At 56.7% G+C, this 22,916-nt stretch carries 22 protein-coding genes and 1 pseudogene; 22 read left to right on the top strand and 1 reads right to left on the bottom strand.

Annotated features, from left to right (window positions below):
- Positions 1–36 precede the first annotated feature (36 nt).
- From GC56T2_RS15285 to GC56T2_RS15230, 12 genes are all read left to right on the top strand, one after another.
- Complete coding sequence (locus GC56T2_RS15285; RefSeq protein ID WP_144976350.1) at positions 37–1,209, top strand: PDZ domain-containing protein; 1,173 nt, start codon at positions 37–39, stop codon at positions 1,207–1,209.
- A 14-nt stretch (positions 1,210–1,223) separates the two neighbouring features.
- Positions 1,224–1,448, top strand: a complete 225-nt coding sequence (locus tag GC56T2_RS15280; RefSeq protein WP_033017804.1) for a CsbA family protein — start codon at positions 1,224–1,226, stop codon at positions 1,446–1,448.
- Positions 1,449–1,673: 225 nt separating this feature from the next.
- Entirely contained in the window at positions 1,674–1,991 is a 318-nt protein-coding gene (locus GC56T2_RS15275) for a hypothetical protein (protein WP_144976348.1), read from the top strand.
- A 61-nt stretch (positions 1,992–2,052) separates the two neighbouring features.
- Positions 2,053–4,029: an excinuclease ABC subunit UvrB gene (gene uvrB, locus GC56T2_RS15270; RefSeq protein WP_144976346.1), complete on the top strand. Its 1,977-nt coding sequence runs from the start codon at positions 2,053–2,055 to the stop codon at positions 4,027–4,029.
- Positions 4,030–4,034: 5 nt separating this feature from the next.
- Positions 4,035–6,893: an excinuclease ABC subunit UvrA gene (uvrA, locus tag GC56T2_RS15265; RefSeq protein ID WP_144976344.1), complete on the top strand. Its 2,859-nt coding sequence runs from the start codon at positions 4,035–4,037 to the stop codon at positions 6,891–6,893.
- A 127-nt stretch (positions 6,894–7,020) separates the two neighbouring features.
- Entirely contained in the window at positions 7,021–7,347 is a 327-nt protein-coding gene (locus GC56T2_RS15260) for a magnetosome magnetite crystal formation protein family (RefSeq protein ID WP_144976342.1), read from the top strand.
- Between the two features lie 84 nt (positions 7,348–7,431).
- The gene (locus GC56T2_RS15255) at positions 7,432–7,794 is read left to right on the top strand and encodes a phage holin family protein (RefSeq protein WP_144976340.1); all 363 of its coding nucleotides are present in this window, start codon (positions 7,432–7,434) and stop codon (positions 7,792–7,794) included.
- Positions 7,795–8,027: 233 nt separating this feature from the next.
- Complete coding sequence (gene hprK / locus GC56T2_RS15250; protein ID WP_061912580.1) at positions 8,028–8,963, top strand: HPr(Ser) kinase/phosphatase; 936 nt, start codon at positions 8,028–8,030, stop codon at positions 8,961–8,963.
- Positions 8,964–9,210: 247 nt separating this feature from the next.
- Positions 9,211–10,023, top strand: a complete 813-nt coding sequence (gene lgt, locus GC56T2_RS15245) for a prolipoprotein diacylglyceryl transferase (RefSeq protein WP_144976338.1) — start codon at positions 9,211–9,213, stop codon at positions 10,021–10,023.
- An 88-nt stretch (positions 10,024–10,111) separates the two neighbouring features.
- Positions 10,112–11,050: a nucleoside recognition domain-containing protein gene (locus tag GC56T2_RS15240; RefSeq protein ID WP_144976335.1), complete on the top strand. Its 939-nt coding sequence runs from the start codon at positions 10,112–10,114 to the stop codon at positions 11,048–11,050.
- Positions 11,047–11,715 carry a pyrophosphatase PpaX gene (gene ppaX / locus GC56T2_RS15235; protein WP_144976333.1) on the top strand — a complete coding sequence of 223 codons (669 nt, stop codon included), beginning with the start codon at positions 11,047–11,049 and terminating at the stop codon, positions 11,713–11,715. Before GC56T2_RS15240 ends, ppaX begins: the two co-directional genes overlap by 4 nt.
- Positions 11,712–12,209, top strand: a complete 498-nt coding sequence (locus GC56T2_RS15230; protein WP_063164777.1) for an acyltransferase — start codon at positions 11,712–11,714, stop codon at positions 12,207–12,209. Before ppaX ends, GC56T2_RS15230 begins: the two co-directional genes overlap by 4 nt.
- A gap of 299 nt (positions 12,210–12,508) precedes the next feature.
- Here the strand turns inward: GC56T2_RS15230 and GC56T2_RS15225 are convergent, their stop codons facing one another.
- Positions 12,509–13,078: a type II toxin-antitoxin system PemK/MazF family toxin gene (locus GC56T2_RS15225; protein WP_144976331.1), complete on the bottom strand. Its 570-nt coding sequence runs from the start codon at positions 13,076–13,078 to the stop codon at positions 12,509–12,511.
- A 504-nt stretch (positions 13,079–13,582) separates the two neighbouring features.
- Here GC56T2_RS15225 and GC56T2_RS15220 point away from each other — a divergent pair.
- The 10 genes and pseudogenes from GC56T2_RS15220 to GC56T2_RS15170 form a co-directional block, all read left to right on the top strand.
- Positions 13,583–13,723, top strand: a pseudogene (locus GC56T2_RS15220) (acyltransferase); the annotation flags it as partial.
- 369 nt (positions 13,724–14,092) lie between these two features.
- The gene (locus GC56T2_RS15215) at positions 14,093–15,277 is read left to right on the top strand and encodes an ATP phosphoribosyltransferase regulatory subunit (RefSeq protein WP_144976329.1); all 1,185 of its coding nucleotides are present in this window, start codon (positions 14,093–14,095) and stop codon (positions 15,275–15,277) included.
- Between the two features lie 165 nt (positions 15,278–15,442).
- The gene (gene hisG, locus GC56T2_RS15210) at positions 15,443–16,066 is read left to right on the top strand and encodes an ATP phosphoribosyltransferase (protein WP_031407118.1); all 624 of its coding nucleotides are present in this window, start codon (positions 15,443–15,445) and stop codon (positions 16,064–16,066) included.
- A gap of 95 nt (positions 16,067–16,161) precedes the next feature.
- Complete coding sequence (gene hisD, locus GC56T2_RS15205) at positions 16,162–17,445, top strand: histidinol dehydrogenase (RefSeq protein ID WP_144976327.1); 1,284 nt, start codon at positions 16,162–16,164, stop codon at positions 17,443–17,445.
- A complete protein-coding gene (gene hisB / locus GC56T2_RS15200) occupies positions 17,445–18,032 on the top strand; it encodes an imidazoleglycerol-phosphate dehydratase HisB (protein ID WP_031407121.1) in 588 nt (195 codons plus the stop codon). Before hisD ends, hisB begins: the two co-directional genes overlap by 1 nt.
- A gap of 281 nt (positions 18,033–18,313) precedes the next feature.
- Positions 18,314–18,955, top strand: coding sequence for an imidazole glycerol phosphate synthase subunit HisH (gene hisH / locus GC56T2_RS15190; protein WP_144976322.1), 642 nt, complete (start codon positions 18,314–18,316; stop codon positions 18,953–18,955).
- The gene (gene hisA, locus GC56T2_RS15185; RefSeq protein WP_144976320.1) at positions 18,955–19,692 is read left to right on the top strand and encodes a 1-(5-phosphoribosyl)-5-[(5-phosphoribosylamino)methylideneamino]imidazole-4-carboxamide isomerase; all 738 of its coding nucleotides are present in this window, start codon (positions 18,955–18,957) and stop codon (positions 19,690–19,692) included. Before hisH ends, hisA begins: the two co-directional genes overlap by 1 nt.
- A complete protein-coding gene (gene hisF, locus GC56T2_RS15180; RefSeq protein WP_033021521.1) occupies positions 19,689–20,447 on the top strand; it encodes an imidazole glycerol phosphate synthase subunit HisF in 759 nt (252 codons plus the stop codon). Before hisA ends, hisF begins: the two co-directional genes overlap by 4 nt.
- Positions 20,444–21,094 carry a bifunctional phosphoribosyl-AMP cyclohydrolase/phosphoribosyl-ATP diphosphatase HisIE gene (gene hisIE / locus GC56T2_RS15175; protein WP_144976318.1) on the top strand — a complete coding sequence of 217 codons (651 nt, stop codon included), beginning with the start codon at positions 20,444–20,446 and terminating at the stop codon, positions 21,092–21,094. Before hisF ends, hisIE begins: the two co-directional genes overlap by 4 nt.
- Positions 21,095–21,244: 150 nt before the next feature.
- The gene (locus GC56T2_RS15170) at positions 21,245–22,717 is read left to right on the top strand and encodes a tetratricopeptide repeat protein (RefSeq protein ID WP_144976316.1); all 1,473 of its coding nucleotides are present in this window, start codon (positions 21,245–21,247) and stop codon (positions 22,715–22,717) included.
- The last annotated feature ends 199 nt before the right edge of the window (positions 22,718–22,916 follow it).

The raw sequence follows: 22,916 nt of genomic DNA, 5'->3' as shown, positions 1-22,916 counted from the left end.
GGTAAAGAACGGTGAACGAAACAAGGGGGAACGTTGATGGCGACATGGGGGCTTGAATGGCTGGAAGGGATTGCGGCGGTATGGCGGCAGCCGCTCCTTTATTATGGCGCCTTGCTCGCCTTGGCCGCCGGTTGGCGGCGGGTGAAGCGCGAGCGCCGCGATTTTCACGTGCGCGTCTACAGTCCGTGGAAAGAATGGCGGGGGCTTTGGACAAGCGGATGGCTTCCGGGGGCGGTGCTGTCAGCGGTGGCGCTTGGGGTGGGCCTCGTCGTGCCGAAGGAGGTCGTTTGGATGGTGACCGCGCTCACGGTGCTGCTTGGCTTGACGATGGAAGCGCGGCTATTGTCGGCGGCGTATACGCTGGGGGGGACGCTGCTCGTGCTCGCGATGGCCGAGCGCGGCAGGATGGCTGTTCCTTGGCTTCGCGATGGCGTAGAAGCAGCGCCGGTGTTGGCGCTGTGGCTGACGTTGCTGTTGGCGGCTGAAGGATGGCTCATCATTCGGACGCGAACGGAGCCCGCTTCGCCGCAGCTTTTGAAAAGCAAGCGGGGAATGACCATCGGCCGGCAATGGGTGCAGCGCCTCTGGTTTGTGCCGGTCGTGTTGCCGATGGCCGGCGGCTCGCTGCCGTCGCTTCCATGGTGGCCGTTCGCTGTCGGCGGGGAAGGGCATTCGTTTTGGCTTGTTCCGTTCCTGCTCGGGTTTTCTCAGCGTCGCCATCATGTGCGGCCGCCCGAGGCGGCGCGTCGGGAAGGGCGGCTCGTGCTGCTGCTGGCCGGCGTTGTTGCCGTGTTGGCGACAGGAAGCGTATGGTATGCGCCGCTGGCGGTGGCGGCGGGAGTGGTGGCGGTCATCGGGCGTGAATGGATCGCTTTTTCTGGCCGCCGCGCCGACAGCGCTTCCCCGCCCCGCTTTGCCCGTCATCCGCACGGAGTGGTCATCGTCGGGGTGCTGCCGGGGTCAAAGGCGGAAAAAATGGGGCTTTCGATTGGGGAAGTGATCTGCAAAACGAACGGGGTGCCAGTGCGGACGGAGGCGGAGTTTTACGAAGCGCTCCAGCGCAACCGCGCATTTTGCAAATTGGAAGTGATCGGCGATAACGGAGAAGTTCGTTTTGTCCAAGGGGCGCTCTATGAGGATGAACACCATGAGCTTGGGCTGCTGTTCGTCCGGGAGCGCGGCTCCTTGGCATCGGAAGCTGTTTCGTAAAGGAGAAGACAATCATGTGGTTTTTGGCGGCGCTTTTCATACCGTGTCTCTTAGTGTTGTTGTTCGCGCGGGTGACGTACAATCGATACATCGCGGTGTTGTTGACCGTCGCCCTGCTTGTAGCTTCTTATCTGAAAGGGTATACGGACCAGTTTCATGAAATCGTGGCCGATGTTGCTTCTACGATAGCCGGGTTTTTGTGGGCAGGGCGCATGCTTGAGCGCTTGAAGGAAAAATGAAGGGGGATGGCCGGCGGCGCGGCTGTGATGATCACCGCTTTTCCTCGCCGGCGGGCGGTGAAGCAAGCAAAGCGGAGCGGTGATGGACTCGCGCAGCCGCTTCTCGGAATCGCTTCTTAATGTAGAAAAACTTGTTCCATCGATCAAGGCAAACAGCCTTAAAAAGGCCGGCGGAAAATAGCTGTTTTCCCTGATCAATGGATGAAGGTGTGAAAAGAAGCGCTGATGATACAACGTTTTTCTATTGGAGAAACGGGCTTGATCAGCGGCTTGCTCCCTAAATCACCAGCCTCTAAAGGAGCGGACGGGGAAGAAGGAACCAGTCCGCTTTTTGGCGTTGCTAAAAAGGGCGATGATGGCCGCAAAATCGAGATATCGTTGCTCTGCGCCTGCGTCTCGCTGCACCGATGCCAGCGCCTCTGTCTGTTGATGGGGCGCTTCGTCTTGTTCCTTGAGACAGCGGTTTCTTCCCGGAAGTGCAGGAAAGAGGGAGCGATGGAAAACGCTGAACGGATTGGTACGAATATGAGTTCGCATTTTTGATGCGTCGATGGAGCCGATGTGGTACAATGGGGAAAGATGGTACGGAGAAGGAGGCGGAACGGTGGAGGGCCGTTTTCAACTAGTTTCATCTTATCAACCGCAAGGCGATCAACCGCAGGCGATCGCCAAGCTCGTTGACGGGTTGCGGCGCGGAGTGAAGCATCAAACGCTGCTTGGGGCGACGGGGACGGGCAAAACGTTTACGATCTCGAACGTGATTGCCCAAGTCAACAAACCAACGCTCGTCATCGCCCACAACAAAACGCTCGCTGGCCAATTGTACAGCGAGCTGAAGGAGTTTTTCCCGCACAACGCCGTCGAATATTTTGTCAGCTATTACGATTACTATCAGCCGGAAGCGTACGTGCCGCAGACGGATACGTACATTGAAAAAGACGCGAAAATCAACGATGAAATCGATAAATTGCGGCACTCGGCGACATCGGCTTTGTTTGAGCGCCGGGACGTCATCATCGTCGCCAGCGTGTCGTGCATTTACGGTTTAGGGTCGCCGGAAGAATACCGGGAGCTCGTCGTTTCATTGCGCGTCGGGATGGAAATCGAGCGCAACGCGTTGTTGCGGCGGCTCGTTGACATCCAATACGACCGCAATGATATCGACTTCCGGCGCGGCACGTTCCGCGTCCGCGGCGATGTCGTCGAAATTTTCCCCGCGTCGCGCGATGAGCATTGCATCCGCGTCGAATTTTTCGGCGATGAAATCGACCGCATCCGCGAGGTGGACGCCTTGACCGGCGAGGTGCTCGGCGAGCGTGAGCACGTCGCCATTTTCCCAGCGTCACACTTTGTCACGCGCGAGGAGAAAATGCGGCTCGCCATTCAAAACATCGAACAAGAGCTCGAGGAGCGGCTTGCCGAACTGCGCGCGCAAGGGAAGCTCTTGGAGGCGCAGCGGCTCGAGCAGCGGACGCGCTATGATCTTGAAATGATGCGCGAGATGGGCTTTTGTTCCGGCATCGAAAACTACTCGCGCCATTTGGCGCTGCGGCCGCCGGGCTCGACGCCATACACCTTGCTTGACTATTTTCCGGACGATTTTTTGATCATCGTTGATGAGTCGCACGTCACCTTGCCGCAGCTGCGCGGCATGTACAACGGCGACCGGGCGCGCAAGCAGGTGCTCGTCGACCACGGCTTTCGCCTGCCGTCGGCGCTTGACAACCGGCCGCTCACGTTTGAAGAGTTCGAGCAAAAAATCAATCAAATTATTTACGTCTCCGCGACGCCGGGGCCGTATGAGCTTGAGCATAGCCCGGGCGTTGTCGAACAAATCATCCGCCCGACCGGGCTGTTGGATCCGACGATCGATGTCCGTCCGACGAACGGGCAAATCGACGATTTGATCGGCGAAATTCGCGAGCGGGTCGAGCGGAACGAGCGGACGTTAGTCACAACGTTGACGAAAAAAATGGCCGAAGACTTGACCGATTATTTGAAAGAAGCCGGCATCAAAGTCGCTTACTTGCATTCGGAAATTAAAACGCTGGAGCGCATTGAAATCATCCGCGACTTGCGGCTCGGCAAATACGATGTGCTTGTTGGCATCAACTTGCTGCGGGAAGGATTGGACATTCCGGAAGTGTCGCTTGTCGCCATTTTGGACGCCGACAAAGAAGGGTTTTTGCGCTCGGAGCGTTCGCTCATCCAGACGATCGGCCGCGCGGCGCGCAACGCGAACGGCCATGTGATCATGTACGCCGATACAGTGACGAAATCGATGGAAATCGCCATTCAAGAAACGAAGCGGCGCCGGACGATTCAGGAAGCGTACAACCAAGAGCACGGCATCGTGCCACGCACGGTGAAAAAGGAAATTCGCGACGTCATCCGCGCGACGTATGCGGCGGAAGAGACAGAGACGTACGAGGCGAAGGCGCCGGCCAAGATGACGAAGCAGGAGCGGGAAGAGCTGATTCGAACGCTCGAAGCGGAAATGAAAGCAGCGGCCAAAGCGCTCGACTTCGAGCGGGCCGCCCAGCTGCGTGATGCCATTTTTGAGTTGAAAGCGGAAGGGTGACGGGAATGGAGAAAATTATCATCAAAGGGGCGCGCGCCCATAACTTAAAAAACATTGACGTCGAAATCCCGCGCGGCAAGCTTGTTGTGTTGACCGGGCTGTCGGGTTCGGGAAAGTCGTCGCTGGCGTTTGATACGATTTACGCGGAAGGCCAGCGGCGCTACGTCGAATCGTTGTCGGCGTACGCCCGCCAGTTTTTAGGGCAGATGGACAAGCCGGATGTCGATGCGATCGAAGGATTGTCGCCGGCCATTTCGATCGATCAAAAGACGACGAGCCGCAACCCGCGTTCCACGGTCGGCACGGTGACGGAAATTTACGACTACTTGCGGCTGTTGTTCGCCCGTATCGGCCGGCCGTTCTGCCCGACGCACGGCATCGAAATTCAATCGCAGACGATCGAGCAAATGGTCGACCGGCTGCTCGCGTACCCGGAGCGGACGAAAATGCAAATTTTGGCGCCGATCGTCTCGGGTCGAAAAGGGACGCACGCCAAGACATTGGAGGATATTCGCAAACAAGGGTATGTGCGCGTCCGCATTGACGGCGAGATGCGCGAGTTAACGGAAGACATCGAACTGGAAAAAAACAAAAAGCATTCGATTGAGGTCGTCGTCGACCGGATTGTGATGAAAGACGGCATCGCGGCAAGGCTCGCTGACTCGCTGGAGACAGCCTTGAAGCTCGCCGACGGCAAAGTCATCGTCGACGTGATCGGCGAAGGAGAGCTCTTGTTCAGCGAAAAGCACGCTTGCCCGTATTGCGGCTTTTCGATCGGGGAGCTTGAGCCGCGCCTGTTCTCGTTCAACAGCCCGTTTGGCGCCTGTCCGGACTGCGACGGGCTCGGGGCGAAGCTCGAAGTCGATCCCGACCTTGTCATCCCGAACGATGAATTGACATTGAAGGAGCACGCCATCGCTCCGTGGGAGCCGCAAAGCTCGCAATACTACCCGCAGCTGCTCGAAGCCGTGTGCCGCCATTACGGCATCCCGATGGACGTGCCGGTGAGAGATTTGCCAAAAGAACAGCTCGATAAAATTTTGCACGGCAGCGGCGGGGAAGTCATTCATTTTCGCTATACGAACGATTTCGGCCAAGTGCGTGAACAGTACATCGAGTTTGAAGGGGTTTTGCGCAACATCGAGCGCCGCTACCGCGAGACAAGCTCCGATTACATCCGCGAGCAGATGGAAAAGTATATGGCCGAACAGCCGTGCCCGACGTGCCAAGGCTACCGGCTGAAAAAAGAAAGCCTCGCCGTCTTGGTCGGCGGCAAGCATATCGGCGAAGTGACCGCCATGTCGGTGACCGAGGCGCTCGCCTTTTTTGACGGTCTCGAGCTGACGGAAAAAGAAGCGCAAATCGCCCGCCTCATTTTGCGTGAAATTCGCGACCGGCTCGGCTTTTTGCAAAACGTCGGCCTCGACTATTTGACGCTGAGCCGCTCGGCGGGCACGCTTTCTGGCGGCGAGGCGCAGCGCATCCGCTTGGCGACGCAAATCGGCTCGCGGCTCACCGGCGTCTTGTACGTGCTCGACGAGCCGTCGATCGGCCTGCATCAGCGCGACAACGACCGGCTGATCGCGACGTTACAAAACATGCGCGACCTCGGCAATACGCTCATTGTCGTCGAACATGACGAAGATACGATGCTCGCGGCCGACTATTTGATTGACATCGGTCCGGGGGCGGGCATCCACGGCGGCGAGGTCGTCGCGGCCGGCACGCCGGAAGAGGTGATGAACGATCCGAACTCGCTCACCGGCCAATATTTGTCGGGGAAAAAATTCATCCCGCTCCCGGCCGAACGGCGCCAGCCGGACGGACGGTGGCTCGAGGTGATCGGCGCCCGCGAGCACAACTTGAAAAACGTCTCGGTGAGCATTCCGCTCGGTACGTTCGTCGCCGTCACCGGGGTGTCAGGCTCGGGCAAAAGCACGCTTGTGAACGAAGTGCTTTATAAGGCGCTGGCGCAAAAGCTGCACCGGGCGAAAGCGAAACCGGGGGAACATCGCGACATCCGCGGGCTTGAGCATCTCGACAAAGTGATTGACATCGATCAGTCGCCGATCGGACGCACCCCGCGGTCGAATCCGGCGACGTACACCGGGGTGTTTGATGACATCCGCGACGTGTTTGCTGCCACGAACGAAGCGAAAGTGCGCGGCTACAAAAAAGGGCGCTTCAGCTTCAACGTCAAAGGCGGGCGCTGCGAGGCGTGCCATGGCGATGGGATCATCAAAATTGAAATGCACTTTTTGCCGGACGTGTACGTCCCGTGCGAAGTATGCCAAGGCAAACGGTACAACCGCGAAACGCTTGAGGTGACGTACAAAGGAAAAAACATCGCCGACGTGCTGGACATGACGGTCGAAGATGCGCTGGACTTTTTTGCTTCGATCCCGAAAATCAAACGCAAGCTCGCGACGCTGTACGATGTCGGCCTCGGCTATATGAAGCTTGGACAGCCGGCGACGACGCTCTCCGGCGGCGAGGCGCAGCGCGTCAAGCTCGCGGCCGAGCTGCACCGGCGCTCGAACGGCCGAACGCTCTACATTTTGGACGAGCCGACGACCGGGCTGCACGTCGACGACATCGCCCGGCTGCTTGATGTGCTTCACCGGCTCGTGGACAACGGCGATACGGTGCTCGTCATCGAACACAACTTGGACGTCATTAAAACGGCCGATTACATCATTGACCTAGGCCCGGAAGGCGGCGACCGCGGCGGGCAAATTGTCGCGGCCGGCACGCCGGAACACGTGGCTGAGGTCGAAGCTTCCTACACCGGCCGCTATTTGAAACTGATTTTGGAACGCGACCGGGCGCGCATGCAGGCGCGGTATGAGGCGGCAAAGGCGTAACGCTTTTGCCGCTTTTTTCAACCCACGGTGGAGGGAGTGGCTGCGCTGTCTTTTTTTCCAACGGCGGGAAACTTTCCCTGATGATGATCGTATATACAAAACGAACACGTGGGAAAGGGGATTGTCAATGTCAACGAATAAAATGGTATCAGCGCTTTGTTATTTTAGCGTCTTTTTTGCGCCATTCCTTTTGCCGATCGTCGTTTATTTCGTCGTTGAGGATATGGAAGTGAAACGCCATGCGAAGCGGTCGCTCGTGTCGCATTTGATTCCGGCCGCCACCATTGTCTTGTTTATCGCCTTCGCCGCCTCGCCGCTCTTGTTTGGCCACTGGAACGAGGGGTCGTTCTTGTTTGGCAGTGGGGTCGTGTGGCTTGGCTTTCTTGTGGCCGGGGTGGTGAACCTTGTGGTTGTGATTTGGAATGTCATTAAAGGGATTCAAGTGTTAAAATAGAAACGATGATGGCCATCGGTTCAAGGCGACATAGGCCGACGATGGCGTTTCAACACGGAAGATTACAGAAAAGATGGTGAGGCCATGCTCAATTGGTTGATCGGAGTTGTCGTAAATACGGTGTTGTTAATGGCGATTGACGGCTATTTTGACGACATTCATTTCAGTGGGGTGGGGGCGGCGTTTGTGGCCAGCCTCATTTTGGCGGTGCTTAACGCCGTCGTCCGCCCAGTCCTCATTTTATTGACGCTGCCGGTAACGGTGTTAACGCTCGGTTTGTTTTTGTTTGTGATCAACGCCATCACGCTTATGATGACGGCCGGGTTGATGGGAGAAGCGTTTCAAATCGGCGGTTTTGGCACCGCGCTGCTCGCGTCGATCGTGTTGTCGTTTTTCCATTTGCTTGTGCAAAAGGCGATTATTGAGCCGCTGCGCAACCGCTCGTAACGGAAGTGCGATCGATGAAAGGGGCGCTGTCGTTTTCTGCCGCGGCGTGAATCGATCGAGACGCGGAACGGAGCGGCGCCTAGACGGTGCGTTGCGCATCGTTTCGGTTCGACGGGGGCTGAATCGGGACGGGGAAGCCGTCCCGATTTTGTTTTCGCCGTTGTTTTCCATTCAATGACGAAACGAAACGTGCTACAATGGAAAAAGATGAGGAAAGGGGAGAAAGGCCGAGTATGCCAAAAGTGCGGACGAAAGACATCATCGAACAGTTCCAGCTCGAGCTCGTCAGCGGCGCTGAGGGCATTTACCGCCCGATTACGACGAGCGACTTGTCGCGGCCGGGCATTGAGATGGCCGGCTATTTCGCTTATTATCCGGCGGAGCGCTTGCAGCTGCTTGGGCGGACCGAGCTGTCGTTTTACGAAACGTTGACGCCGGAAGAAAAACGGTCGCGGATGGAGCGGCTTTGTACCGACATTACGCCGGGGATCATCGTTTCGCGCGGGCTTGAAGTGCCACCCGAACTGATCGAAGCGTCCGAGCGCCAGTCGGTGCCGGTGATGCGTTCGACGATGAAAACGACCCGGCTCTCAAGCCGATTGACGAACTATTTGGAAAGCAAGCTTGCCCCTACGACCGCGGTGCATGGAGTGCTGGTCGATGTGTATGGGGTCGGTGTATTGATCACCGGCAAAAGCGGCGTCGGCAAGAGCGAGACGGCGCTGGAGCTCGTGAAGCGCGGCCACCGCTTGGTCGCCGACGATTGCGTGGAAATCCGCCAAGAAGACGAGGACACGTTGGTCGGCAGCGCGCCCGAGTTGATCGAGCATTTGCTGGAAATTCGCGGGCTTGGCATCATCAATATGATGACGCTGTTCGGCGCGGGAGCGGTGCGGACGCATAAGCGCATCTCGCTCGTCATCGATTTGGAGCTGTGGGATCCGGAAAAGCAGTACGACCGGCTCGGGCTCGAGGAAGAAAAAGTGAAAATATTGGATACCGAACTGCCGAAACTGACCATTCCGGTCCGCCCCGGACGCAACTTGGCCGTCATCGTGGAAGTGGCGGCGATGAACTTCCGGTTAAAACGCATGGGCGTCAACGCCGCTGAGGAGTTTTCGGCGCGCTTGAGCGATGCCATCGAGGATGGAGCGCCCGATTACGAGTAATGGTGGACCGTGAGCGGGGGCGGCGGTGGGAGACAACGGCGTTCCTCGTGATTTGAGCCGTCCTCGTGTGCATTGGAAGCATCCTGAGCGGTGGCATTTGTTCTTTCACGGTGGACCGCGAACGGGGACGGTGGCGGGAGACAACAGCGTTCGTTCCCCCGTGATTTAAGCCGCCTTCGTGCGCATCGGAGGCATCCCAAGCGCGGCATTCGTCCTTGCCTGATACGCACCATAGGAGGTGGAAGAGATGGAGTCTGCGATTCAGCCGCTTGACCGCGTGTTTTTGCACCTTGGTCCGATTACAATATATTGGTATGGCGTCATTATCGGCACCGGCGTTTTGATCGGGCTGTGGCTTGCGACGCGCGAAGGGGTGCGGCGCGGCTTGCCGAAAGAGACGTTTGTCGATTTGGTGCTGTTTGCTGTGCCGATCGCCATTGTCTGCGCGCGGACGTACTACGTGTTGTTTGAATGGAACTATTATTCAAAGCATCTTTCTGAGATTCCGAAAATCTGGGAAGGAGGCCTTGCCATTCACGGAGGGCTGATCGGGGCGGTGGCGACCGGCGCGGTGTTCGCCCGCGTGCGCGGGCTGTCGTTTTGGAAGCTTGCTGATATTGCCGCCCCGAGCATCATTTTAGGGCAGGCGATCGGGCGCTGGGGCAACTTTATGAATCAGGAGGCGCACGGCGGTCCGGTGTCGCGCGCGTTTTTGGAAAACTTGCATTTGCCCGATTGGATCATCAATCAAATGTACATTGACGGCCGTTATTGGCATCCGACTTTTTTGTATGAGTCGCTTTGGAACCTCGCCGGCTTTTTTGTGCTTCTTTGGCTGCGGCGCGTCAATTTGCGGCGCGGCGAGTTGTTTTTATCCTATTTAATTTGGTATTCGGTGGGCCGCTTCTGGATTGAAGGGATGCGCACCGACAGTCTGATGCTGGCCGGCAGTCTGCGCGCGGCCCAAGTCGTATCCGTGACGTTGATCGTGCTGTCGATCGTGCTGTGGATCGTGCGCCGGGCGAAAGGATGGGCCGAAGCAAGATATCAAGACGAATAACCGCCCTAGTCCGTTGACGGGTGACTAGGGAAAGGGGCGGTGAAAAGGCCGCACGACATCATGAAGACAAGCAAAGGAGAGAGGAGATATGATCGGAACATTGCAGCGCGGCGTCATCGCCGGGCTGAAGACGTCATGGGCGCTCGGCAAAATCATTTTTCCGGTGACGCTCGTTTTGGCGCTGTTGCAGCCGACGCCTTTATTTTCATGGCTGATCGACCTTGTCACTCCCCTGATGAAATGGTTCGGCTTATCCGGCGATGCGGCCGTGCCGCTGGTGCTCGGCAATCTGCTCGGGCTGTACGCGGCGATCGGGGCGATGCTGACGATTGAGTTTACGGTGAAAGAAGTATTGATTTTGGCGATCATGCTTTCTTTTTCCCATAACTTGATCGTCGAGTCTTCCGTCGCCTCGCGCACGGGAATGAGCGTTTGGCTCATGCTCGCCGTGCGCATTGGCTTGGCCGTTGTATCCGGGTTGCTGATCGCCCATTTATGGGACGGGGGGCAGGAACTCGCTCAATATGGGTTTGTCTCGCCTGAAACCGCCCCGCCGTCCGGATGGGGGGACATCATCTTGGCGGCGCTGAAAAAAGCGGCCACCGGCATCGTGCAGCTGGTCGCGATTGTCATTCCGCTAATGACGATCATTCAAGTGTTGAAAGAACGTCACTGGATTGAGACGTTTTCGCGCTGGATGGCGCCGGTGACCAAGATGCTTGGCATGAGCCCGAACACATCGCTCACGCTCGCGGCCGGCTTTGTGTTCGGCCTCGCTTATGGGGCGGGGGTGATGATTCAGGCGGCGAAAGAAGACGGCGTCTCGAAGCGCGATTTGACGTTGGCGTTTATTTTTCTCGTTTCTTGCCATGCCGTTGTCGAGGACACGCTCATTTTCGTTCCGCTTGGCATCCCGGTCTGGCCGTTGTTGGTCATTCGCCTCGTTACGGCTGTGCTGTTGACGATGGCGGTCGCGTTCCTTTGGCGCCGTTTTGAACACCCGATGAGAAAGGAAGCCGCATCATGACGATTCGCACGATTTTATTTGACCTTGACGGAACGTTGATTGATACGAATGAGCTGATCATCCAGTCGTTTTTGCATACGCTGGAGAAGTACTACCCGGGTCGCTACGGGCGTGAGGACGTCTTGCCGTTCATTGGCCCGTCGCTGTACGAGACGTTCAGCTCGCTCGATCCGGAGCGGGTTGAGGAGATGGTGAAGACGTATCGCACGTTCAACCACGCTCGCCATGACGAACTGATCCGCGAGTTTGACACGGTGTATGAGACGATCGAGACGCTGCACCGCCATGGATTTTGCCTTGGCGTTGTAACGACGAAAATGCATGACACGGCGCTCATGGGCTTGCGAAAAACGCGGCTTGAGCCGTTTTTCTCGTGCGTCATCGGTCTTGATGACGTCAGCCGTCCTAAGCCGGATCCCGAACCGATTCATAAGGCGCTTGAGGCGCTTCAGTCGAAACCAGACGAAGCGCTCATGGTCGGCGACAACTACCACGACATTTTGGCCGGCAAAAACGCCGGCGTGAAAACGGCCGGCGTCGCTTGGGCGATTAAAGGGCGCGAGTATTTGGAACAATATGAACCGGACTATATGTTGGAAAAAATGAGCGATTTGCTGGCCATTGTCGGCATCAATGAACGGAAGGAGGAAGCGTCCTCCCGGTGAGACGAACGACCAAATACCCCGTCCACGGGGCGAACTCGCTCTGGCAATTGTACCGCACCGTCTCGTTTTGGAAAGTGCTGAAAAACGTGATCGTGATCCAAATCGGGCGCTACACGCCGTTTTTGCCGCTGAAAAACTGGCTGTACCGCACGTTTCTCGGCATGAAGATCGGCGAGCAAACGGCGCTCGCCTTTATGGTCATGCCGGATATTCTCTTCCCGGAAAAAATCCGCATCGGCCGCAACTGCGTTATCGGCTACAACACGACGATTCTCGCCCACGAATATTTAGTGGACGAATACCGCCTTGGCGATGTGGTAATCGGCGATGAGGTGATGATCGGCGCCAATTCGACCATTTTGCCCGGCGTCGTGATCGGCGACCGCGCCGTCGTCGCCGCCGGCACCATCGTCCATCAAGACGTCCCGCCCGGGGCCATGGTCGCCGGCTGCCCGATGCGCATCGTTCGCACGAACGAACCGCCTTCCGAGTAACGGGGGCGGGTTTTCTTTGGTAATCAGAAGCAAATAGGGTCCTCCTTAGGCGACATAGAGCTGTGGTTTACATGAATGGAAATTCAAGATGAACCGTTTATAAGACGAAAATTCAGCGAAACACGTAAAAAGCCGTCCCGTTGCGGGACGGCTTTTCCTTTTGGACCGTGCATGTGACGGTCAGTTGAAAAATATTTTTGGCCGCACTTGAGTTTAAGGCACTCAAAGGGCATTATTTATCGTATGTTTGTTTTCTAAATGTCATTCCAAGAAAATGATAAATCATGTTGAAAGAAGTGTCAAGAGTAATTTCCTGGATCTTTTTTAAGTTTAGTGTACATCCTACGGATTTTTTCGTCAATCAGATCCATTTGTTCGCTAGTTAATTTGAAAACATCATCCTTTGCTTTTTTAGGTTTGAAAATGCGAATTTTGCTTATAGGCCGCATTTGGTTTGGAATGGCCACTGCCCTTTTTTCATTTAGTCCCTCAATCGTACCTAGAAAGACTGAGTCTTTATGTACATCCTGTTCTGTTTCATTTTCGTCTAAGGAAGATAAAGGAACCACGTTGACGACGGGATTGTTTTTTGAACTATCACGAATCACAACAGCATAGTGCATGCCGCCAAATTCAGCACCTACATTAAAACCAAAGTGGGCTAAAACGATTTCTGATCGCTTATAAGCCCGGAGATAAGACGGGTCAAACGTTTCTTCCCAGACGAGATATTTGTTTTGTGTTCCAAGCCACTCGATAAATATTTTTCCCCGTTTTTCGTCCATATTTTCAATGATCTTTTGCAGTTCCATGAGCTGTTTATTCATTGCTCCTACTAAATCTTTATTCTCATGCAACTTTTTGAACATGGCTTCTCCTCTCTTTCCACTATCATAGATGAACGAAATGTTGTCTGTTTAATGTTCAAATTTCTGACGACCGCAGACATACGTCTATGTCACATTCAGCTACATGATTTTTAAAGCTCCCATCCCATTTAGAAGGATTGTTCTTCAACAATTATAACAATGAGACATCGAATAGTTTATGAAAAAAGATAAAGAACACCGTCTGATGCGAAATCGACATGCCTGTCATGGATGAACTCCAGAATGTCCTCGTCATGCAGGAGGACATTTCGAAGTTGACGTGGTACGCTAACACGAGCCCCAGAATATGCGGTGACACGGCCAATCGGGACCAATTGACCTTCCGCTTGATGAACGATAATGGGCCAACAGGGCAAAGTCAAACAGGAATTTCCGGAATCAGTACCACGACTCGAAGGTTTGGGAATCTTACATAAAATGTAAGAGCTCCTTCATCATCATCCGGTGAAGATTGGCCTAGTAAAACGAGCAATCGTTGTTCTTACACTTGTATACGGCGTCGTGATCGGCGACCGCGCCGTCGTCGCCGCCGGCACTATCGTTCATCAAGACGTCCCGCCCGGGGCCATGGTCGCCGGCTGCCCGATGCGCATCGTCGGCACGAACGAACCGCCTTCCGAGTAACGGGGGCGGGTTTTTTGTATGCGGAGAGAAAAAATGGCAAAATGAATGAACAAACCATTTTTATGAAGTAAGAGTTCTTCTGTTCCACGACGAAGGTTCCCTTTCGTATCCGGAAGCATGACTTCTTGTCGCTTCTACATATTCAACGATTCGGCGTTCTTTTGTGCCTTGGAGATTTCGGGAGCAGCGGTATGCACAAGGCGGAGCGAAATGAACAGGCGTTTCTTCGTCTGGAAGAGTCCTTGTCCATTTTATTGTGGATGGCGCGTTTCCTCTTGACGCTGTGGTCGCAAAGGAGTAAACTACTAATAACTTCACTTCTCTACCATATTAGCAAACTAAAGCATTTTTGATAAAGGGCGTGGGGACATGGCAAAAAGGCTGTTCATGTTTGAAAAACCGTTAGGCATGCGCGATACGCTGCCGTTTTTATATGAAATGAAAAAGCAAGTACGCTCGGTGATGGCGAGAGAAATCGAGCGCTGGGGCTATGAGTTTATCGAGACGCCGACGCTTGAGTATTATGAAACGGTCGGGGCGGCGTCGGCGATCGCCGATCATCGGCTGTTTAAGCTCTTGGACCAGCAAGGGCACACGCTCGTACTGCGGCCCGATATGACGGCGCCGATCGCCCGCGTGGCGGCGTCAAGGCTGTATGAAGACGGCAACCCGCTCCGGTTGGCGTACAACGCCAATGTGTTTCGCGCGCAGCAGCGCGAAGGCGGGCGGCCGGCGGAGTTTGAGCAGATCGGCGTCGAGTTGATCGGTGATGGCACGGTGGCGGCCGACGCTGAGGTGATCAGCTTAATGGCGGCGCTGTTGAAGCGCGTGGGTCTCGGCCGCTTTTCGGTGGCCATCGGCCATATCGGTTATGTCAATGCGCTCTTTTTGGAGATTTTAGGGAATGAAGAGCGGGCGAGTGTGCTGCGCCGCTTCTTATATGAAAAAAATTATGTCGGCTACCGCGAGCATGTGAAGTCGCTGCCGCTTTCGTCGATCGATCAAAAGCGGCTGTTGGATCTTCTTTCCTTGCGCGGCGGCCGCGAGGCGATCGAGGCGGCAAAAGCGCTGGCTTCGAGCGGGGAAGGGCAGCAAGCCGCCGACGAGGTGGCCGCTCTGTTTGCGGCGCTTGAGACGTATGGGGTGGCCGAGGCGGTGAAGCTCGATATGGCGTTGGTCAGCCATATGAGCTATTACACCGGCATTTTGTTTGAAGTGTACGCCGAGCAAGTGGGATTCCCGATCGGCAACGGCGGGCGGTATGATGAATTGCTGGCGAAGTTTTCCCGCCCGGCGCCGGCGACGGGGTTTGGCCTGCGCGTCGATCGGCTGATCGAGGCGGTTGGCGAGACGGATGTGCGCGAGGAGATCGAGTGCATCGTGTTCAGCCAAGAGCGGTTGGCGGAGGCGGTCGAGCTCGCCGAGGCGAAACGGGCGGAAGGGCGCCGCGTCGTCTTGCAGCATATCGCCGGCATTCGCGATATTGACGCCTACAGCCAGCGCTATCGGTCGATCGTCTATTTGCTTGGCCGAAGCGGGCGCGATGGGCAATGAGCGTCACGACGTGGGAGAACGCGGACAACAGCCATTCAACCCGCTGGTTCGCGCCTGCGGACGGGCGTGCCGCAATCCTCAAAGGGACGGCGGCTTGACGGAAGGGACATTAGCGAGAGCGGAAGGTGGCGCTGACGCATGACGACAAGCAGGGAGGAAGACGGGATGCTGACGATTGCGATGCCGAAAGGACGCATTTTTGACGAGGCGGTCGAGCTGCTGCGCCGGGCGGACTATGCGCTGCCGCCGGAGTTTGCCGAATCGCGCAAGCTCGTTATTGATGTCGCTGAGGAACAAATGCGCTTTATTTTGGCGAAACCGATGGATGTGGTGACGTATGTGGAGCATGGAGTGGCCGACCTAGGCATAGCGGGGAAAGACGTTTTAATGGAGGAAGAACGAAACGTCTATGAGTTGCTCGATTTGCGCATCAGCCGCTGCCATCTGGCCGTCGCCGGGCTGCCCGGCGTCAAGATGAATGAAATCGCCCCAAGGGTGGCGACGAAATATCCGAACATCGCCTCAACGTATTTTCGCGAACAAGGCGAGCAAGTGGAAATCATCCGTCTGAACGGGTCAATTGAACTCGCTCCGCTCATCGGCTTGGCCGACCGGATTGTGGACATCGTTTCCACGGGGCGGACGTTGAAAGAAAACGGGCTTGTCGAGCTTGAACGAATCGCCGAGGTGACGTCGCGCCTGATTGCCAATCCGGCCAGCTACCGGTTAAACAGCGGGGAGATCGAGCGGTTGGTCGATCGGCTCGCGGCGGTCATTCCCGAGCGGTGACGCTTGTGTGAACAAGAAACGGAACGGTGCACAGGCGAGAGACGCAAAAGACGGGGAAACGTCCAAAAAGCCATCGGATGGAAAGGAGAAAAGCCATGAAAATCGAACGAATCCAAGGCGGCGTCTCGCTAAGGCGGACGATTGAAAGCGAAACGGAGGAGCAGCGCCGAGCCGTGCTCGATATCATCGCCGCGGTGCGCGCCCGGGGCGATGCGGCGCTGAAAGAATATACGGAACGGTTTGACGGCGTCACGCTGGATTCGCTGCGGGTGACGGAAGCGGAAATGGAGCGCGCGCAGGCGTCCATGAGCGCGGAGATGCTGGAGATCATCCGTGAAGCGGCGGCCCACATTCGCGCCTATCACGAGCGGCAAAAGCGCCAATCATGGTGGATGACGAACGAAGACGGCACGATTCTCGGGCAAAAGGTGACGCCGCTTGACGCCGTCGGGTTGTATGTGCCGGGCGGGACGGCCGCTTATCCGTCGTCCGTGCTGATGAACGTCATTCCTGCGCAAGTGGCGGGAGTGAAGCGGATTGTCATCACTTCGCCGCCAAACAAAGACGGCACGCTCCCGGCTGGGGTGCTGGCGGCGGTGCATGAACTTGGGGTGGCGGAAATTTACAAAGTCGGCGGCGCGCAGGCGATCGCGGCGCTGGCGTATGGAACGGAAACGATTCGGCCGGTCGATAAAATTTTCGGACCGGGCAACATTTATGTGGCGTTGGCGAAACGGGAAGTGTTCGGGCATGTGGCGATCGATATGATCGCCGGGCCGAGCGAAATTGTTGTGCTCGCGGATGAGACGGCCCGCCCGGATGAGATTGCGGCGGATTTGTTGTCACAGGCCGAGCATGACGTGCGGGCGTCAGCCATCTTGGTGACGCCGTCAATGAAGCTCGCCTTGGCGGTGGCGAGCGAGGTGGAACGGCAGCTTGAGACGCTGCCGCGCCGCGAGATCGCCCAAGCGGCGCTGGAAACCTACGGGGCCATTTATGTGACCGATACGCTTGATGAGGCCGTTGAGGCGGTCAATGAGCTGGCGCCCGAGCATTTGGAAGTGATGACGGCGGATCCAATGGCGCTGTTAGGGAAGCTTCGCCATGCCGGGGCGATGTTTTTCGGCCGCTTCAGCTCCGAGCCGGTCGGCGACTATTTTGCCGGGCCGAACCACGTGCTGCCAACCAACGGCACGGCGAGATTCTCAAGCGGTTTGAGCGTGGACGAGTTTGTGAAAAAATCAAGCGTGATCGTTTACAGTGAAGCCGCCTTGAAACAACATGGCGACAAAATCGCTGCGTTTGCCCGTCTCGAGGGGCTGGAGGCGCACGCGCGCGCGGTTGAGATGCGGCTGAAACGAGAAAGAGGGGAACGATAATGGCGAGAGAGGCGACGATCGCAAGAACGACGAAGGAGACAAGCATTCAGCTGACGTTTTCGCTAGACGGTGAAGGGAAGACGGAGCTCGAGACCGGCGTGCCGTTTTTGACCCATATGCTTGATTTGTTTGCGAAACACGGCCAGTTTGACTTGTTTGTTGACGCGAAAGGCGATACGCATATTGACGATCACCATACGACCGAAGATATCGGCATTTGCCTCGGACAGGCGATCAAAGAAGCGCTCGGCGACAAAAAGGGAATCAAGCGGTACGGCCACGCGTTTGTGCCGATGGATGATGCGCTGGCGCAAGTCGTGATTGATCTAAGCAACCGCCCGCATTTGGAATTTCGCGGCGAATTTCCGGCGGCGAAAGTCGGCACGTTCGATGTCGAGCTTGTGCATGAGTTTTTATGGAAGCTGGCGCTGGAGGCGCGGATGAACTTGCATGTCATCGTTCATTATGGGCGCAATACGCACCATATGATCGAAGCGGTGTTTAAAGCGCTCGGGCGGGCGCTCGATGAAGCGACGATGGTCGACCCGCGCGTCAAAGGCGTCCCGTCGACGAAAGGGATGCTCTAACCGATCGAGGGGAGCGCTTCTCGCGGGGAAAAGCTTCGCGAGCGCAGGGAAGGCGTCCGGATCGAGGGGGCGCTTCCTGTGGGGAAAAGCTTCGCGGGCGCGGGGAAGGCGTCCGAATCGAAGGCGGCGCTTCCTGCGGGGAAAGTTCCGCGGGCGCAGGAAAGACGGCCGGTCGCTAAGGAGAGGGTTGCGCATGAAAGGAGCGCCGTAAATAAGGATGCCGCCATACCGTTGTTCATTGAACAAGGGGATGGGCATGGATCAGCGAAGAAAGGAATGGGATGACGATGATCGGGATCATCGATTATGGCATGGGCAACTTATACAGCGTCAGCAAAGCGCTCGAGCGGCTCGGCTGCCCGTATATCGTGAGCGGCGACAACGAGGAGCTGGCGCGGGCAGGCGGGCTCATTTTGCCCGGCGTCGGCTCGTTCCGCGATGCGATGCACATTTTAAACGAAACAGGTTTAGCTGCTTTTATCCGTTCAGCGGCTGAAAACGGTACGCCGTTGCTCGGCATTTGTTTAGGGATGCAGCTGTTGTTTGACGAAAGCGAGGAAAACGGGCCGACAAAAGGGCTCGGGCTGCTTCGCGGCCGCGTCGTCCGCTTCCCGGGCGTGACGGACGACGGTGAGCCGTACAAAGTGCCGCACATGGGCTGGAATCAGCTTCGCTTTCATCGTCCGTCGCCGCTTCTTGACGGTGTCGAGGAAGGGCATGTGTATTTTGTCCATTCGTATTACGTCGTCCCGGGCGATGAAGAGGTCGTGCTCGCCAGCAGCGAATACGATGTTGACGTCCCGGCGGTCGTTGGGCGCGGCCACGTGTTTGGCACACAGTTTCACCCGGAAAAAAGCGGCGCGGTCGGCATGCACATCTTACGCAACTATGTCGGCATCGCCACAGGAAGGGGGAATGGCTGATGGCATCGTTTACGATTTATCCGGCGATCGATATGCGCGGCGGCAAATGTGTCCGCCTGCTGCAAGGCGATTACAATAAAGAAACGGTGTACGGCGATTCGCCGGTCGCGATGGCCGAACAGTTCGCCGCCCAAGGGGCGGAGTGGATTCATATGGTCGATTTAGATGGGGCGAAAGAAGGGCGGCGCGTCAACGACCGGTTTGTCATTGAGACGGTCCGCCGGTTTCCAGTGAACGTCCAAGTCGGCGGCGGCATTCGCACCGAGGATGATGTCGCCTACTACTTGGAGCGCGGCGTCGCCCGCGTCATTTTAGGAAGCGCGGCGATTGCCGACCCGCCGTTTGTGAAAGAGATGTTGAAAAAATACGGCCGCCAGATCGCCATCGGCATCGACGCCCGCGACGGTTTTGTGGCGACGGACGGCTGGGTGCAAACATCGAACGTGAAAGCGGAAGAGCTCGGAAGGATGCTTGCCGAGGCGGGGGCGGAGACGTTTATTTTCACCGATATTGCCACCGACGGCACACTGTCAGGGCCCAACATCGCTGCGGCGGTCCGGCTGGCGGAGGCGACGGGAAAAGAAGTGATTGCCTCCGGTGGCGTGCGCTCGCTCGACGATTTGCGCGTCCTTCGCGAATACGCCGGTCAAGGCATCGGCGGGGCGATCGTCGGCAAGGCGCTGTACACCAATCAATTTACGCTCGCGGAAGCGCTGAAGGCGGTGAACGAGCGGTGATTACGAAGCGCATCATCCCGTGCTTGGACGTAAAAGATGGCCGCGTTGTCAAAGGGGTGCAGTTTGTCCAGCTGCGTGATGCCGGCGACCCGGTCGAGCTGGCGAAGGCGTACGATGAGCAAGGAGCGGACGAACTCGTGTTTTTGGACATTTCCGCCTCGCACGAAGGACGGAAAACGATGGTCGATGTCGTCGAGCGCGTTGCCGCCCAGCTCGCCATTCCGTTTACGGTCGGCGGGGGGATTCATTCGCTTGACGATATGAAACGCATGTTGCGCGCCGGGGCGGATAAAGTGTCGCTCAATACGGCGGCGGTGCTCCATCCCGCTTTGATCACCGAAGGGGCGGACTTTTTCGGCTCGCAATGCATCGTCGTCGCCATTGATGCAAAGTACGACCAGGCGCTCGGTTCTTGGCGCGTTTATACGCACGGCGGCCGCAACGCGACAGAATGGGAAGTCGTCGCCTGGGCGAACGAAGCGGTGCGCCTTGGCGCCGGGGAGATTTTGCTGACGAGCATGGATGCCGACGGCGGGAAAAACGGCTTTGACCTCGAGTTGACGCGGCGGGTGAGCGAAGCGGTCCCGGTTCCGGTCATCGCCTCGGGAGGCGCCGGCAAGGCCGAGCATTTTTGGGAAGCGTTCGAAAAAGGAAAAGCGGACGCGGCGCTGGCAGCGTCGATTTTCCATTACAAAGAAACATCGGTCGGTCAAGTGAAGGCGTACTTGAAAGAAAGAGGAGTGAACGTGCGATGACAGCCGACATTCGCTTTGACGGCAACGGGCTGGTGCCCGCGATCGTTCAAGACGCGCAAAGCAAAGAAGTGCTCATGCTCGCCTATATGAACAAAGAGTCGCTCGAAAAAACGCTCGCAACGGGGGAAACGTGGTTTTACAGCCGCTCGCGCCAAGCGTTGTGGCATAAAGGGGCGACGTCCGGGAACGTGCAGCGGGTGGTCGACATCCGCTACGACTGCGACGCCGACACGCTCCTCGTGTTGGTGGAGCCGGCGGGTCCGGCGTGCCATACGGGGACGTATTCGTGCTTTTCCCGCGCGCTTGACGGCGCAGCGCGCACGCCGGCGGCCGACCGGTTTGCGATTTTGAATGAGCTGGAACAAATCATCGCCCAGCGCGACGCCGAACGCCCGGAAGGAGCGTATACGACGTATTTGTTTGAAAAAGGCGTCGATAAAATTTTGAAAAAGGTCGGCGAAGAAGCGGCCGAAGTGATCATCGCGGCGAAAAACCGAAGCCATGAAGAGCTGAAATGGGAAGCGGCCGATTTGTTGTACCATTTGCTTGTGCTGTTGCGCGAGCAAAAGCTGCCGCTTGACGCCGTGCTGGCGACGCTTGCTGAGCGGCATGCGCAAAAAACAAACAAAGAGACGAAAAAGGCATAGGCGAGCGGCCAAGACGGCCTAAAAGTCGCGCTTGTTTCTGTTGCGCGGACTGTCAAGAAGCAGGCGATGAATCCTGAAGTTTCTTGCTTATTTTCGCTGTTCATATGGTATACTGTTGTTCGATGAAGTTTGCGAACAACGGAGGATAGAATGGGAAAACGACTGAAGCAACCATCAAGAAAATCGACGATTGTGCCGTTCATTCAGAGCGGGGAGTATTTTTTTAAAAAAGGCATGAAAGCGTACGATCGAGGCGATTTATACAAAGCCAAAAAATATTTGGAGCGTGCCGTCCGTCTTGATGGACGGGACGCTTCGTTCGTTCTGCAGCTCGCTCTTGTCCTGTCGGAACTCGGCGAATACCAAAGTTCCAATCAATGGCTGTTTGCCATCATCCATGATTTAGATGAAACGATGTACGACTGTTTTTACTTTTTGGCCAACAATTTCGCCTGTCTTGGCTTGTTCCAAGAGGCGCGGCAATATGCCGAACACTATTTGACGCATGAACCGGACGGCGAGTTTGCCGACGATGCCGCTGACTTGCTTGAGCTGGTCAAGTTTGACGTTCAAGAGATGACAGAGGAGCAGGAGCAGGTCATGGCTTGGCAGGAGCGGGCCCGCTATTTGCTGGAGCAAGGCGAATTTGCGGAGGCGATCGAGACGCTGAAGGCGGTCATCGCCTGCCGCCCGGAATTTTGGCCGGCGCACAACAACTTGGCGCTCGCCTATTTTTACAGCGGCGATGTGGAGCGGGCGCAGCGCCAATTGGAGGAAGTGTTGGCGCACGATCCCGGCAATTTGCATGCGCTTTGCAACGCGCTTGTGTTTGCCCATTATCTGCGCGATGAGCAGCAGACGACAGCGCTCGGCGACACGTTGGCCGGTTTGTACCCGCTTTTTCGCGAACATCAATACAAGCTGGGCGCGACCATGGCATTAGTCGGGCGTTTCGATGTGGCGTTTCGTTGGCTGCACCGCTTGTACAAATACGGATTTGAGGCCGATGGGCCGTTTTACTATTGGCTGGCTTACGCGGCCTATCATACTGGCCATGAGCCGCTCGCCCGCCAAGTGTGGGAGCGTTTTGCCGCGCTGCATCCGGAAAAGCGTGGGGAAGGGCCTTGGATGGAGCGTACGTTTGGCGACGAGACGCTTGTGCGCATCGTCCGCTGGCTTGAGACAGAAGAATTGGCCGATCAGTTGTACGGGCTGTATTTGTTCAGCCGTTCGCCGCAGGCAGGAAAAGCGGAACTGGCGTTGGCGATCAGTCGCTTGCTTCCATCGGACCCGCGGTTGCGCCCGTTTGCCGACTATTTTCTATTTGGCCGCGCTGACGGTCCCGCCATGCGGGCGGTGAACATCGGTCGCATGATTGATGCGCTTTCGGCGCATAATGAGGAAAAAGAAGCAATCGGTCGCTTCGCCTTTGCGATGGCTATCCGCTTGTCGGCTCAAGATGAACCGTTTGCGAACGGCGCAGCGTGGGCGGCGGCGTTGGAATACCTTTGGCGCCGTCAGCGAGGCGAGCGCGTGACGCAAAAAGGAATGGCCGCCAAATACCGTCTTTCGGTGGCTACAGTGCAAAAATACGTGCGAAAAGCGCGCCGTTTTGATCCATAAACGGCGATGGCCGTCAAACAGGCTTTCGCTAATGCAGCGGTCGTTCGAAGCCCTTTCAAAGAGCGAGGGCGGGCGAGGAAACGTTCCATGGGCAGCGGTCGCCCTCTGTTTGAGGATGAACATCACCCCGTGCCGGCGAGGGATTTTGACGAAAATGTTCCACGGGCAACATTTTGCCTTCCACCTGAGGAGGAACCCC

The organism is Geobacillus sp. C56-T2 (assembly GCF_007829715.1).
GTDB lineage: Bacteria > Bacillota > Bacilli > Bacillales > Anoxybacillaceae > Geobacillus > Geobacillus icigianus.
This window is presented reverse-complemented; position numbering and strand designations above follow the sequence as displayed.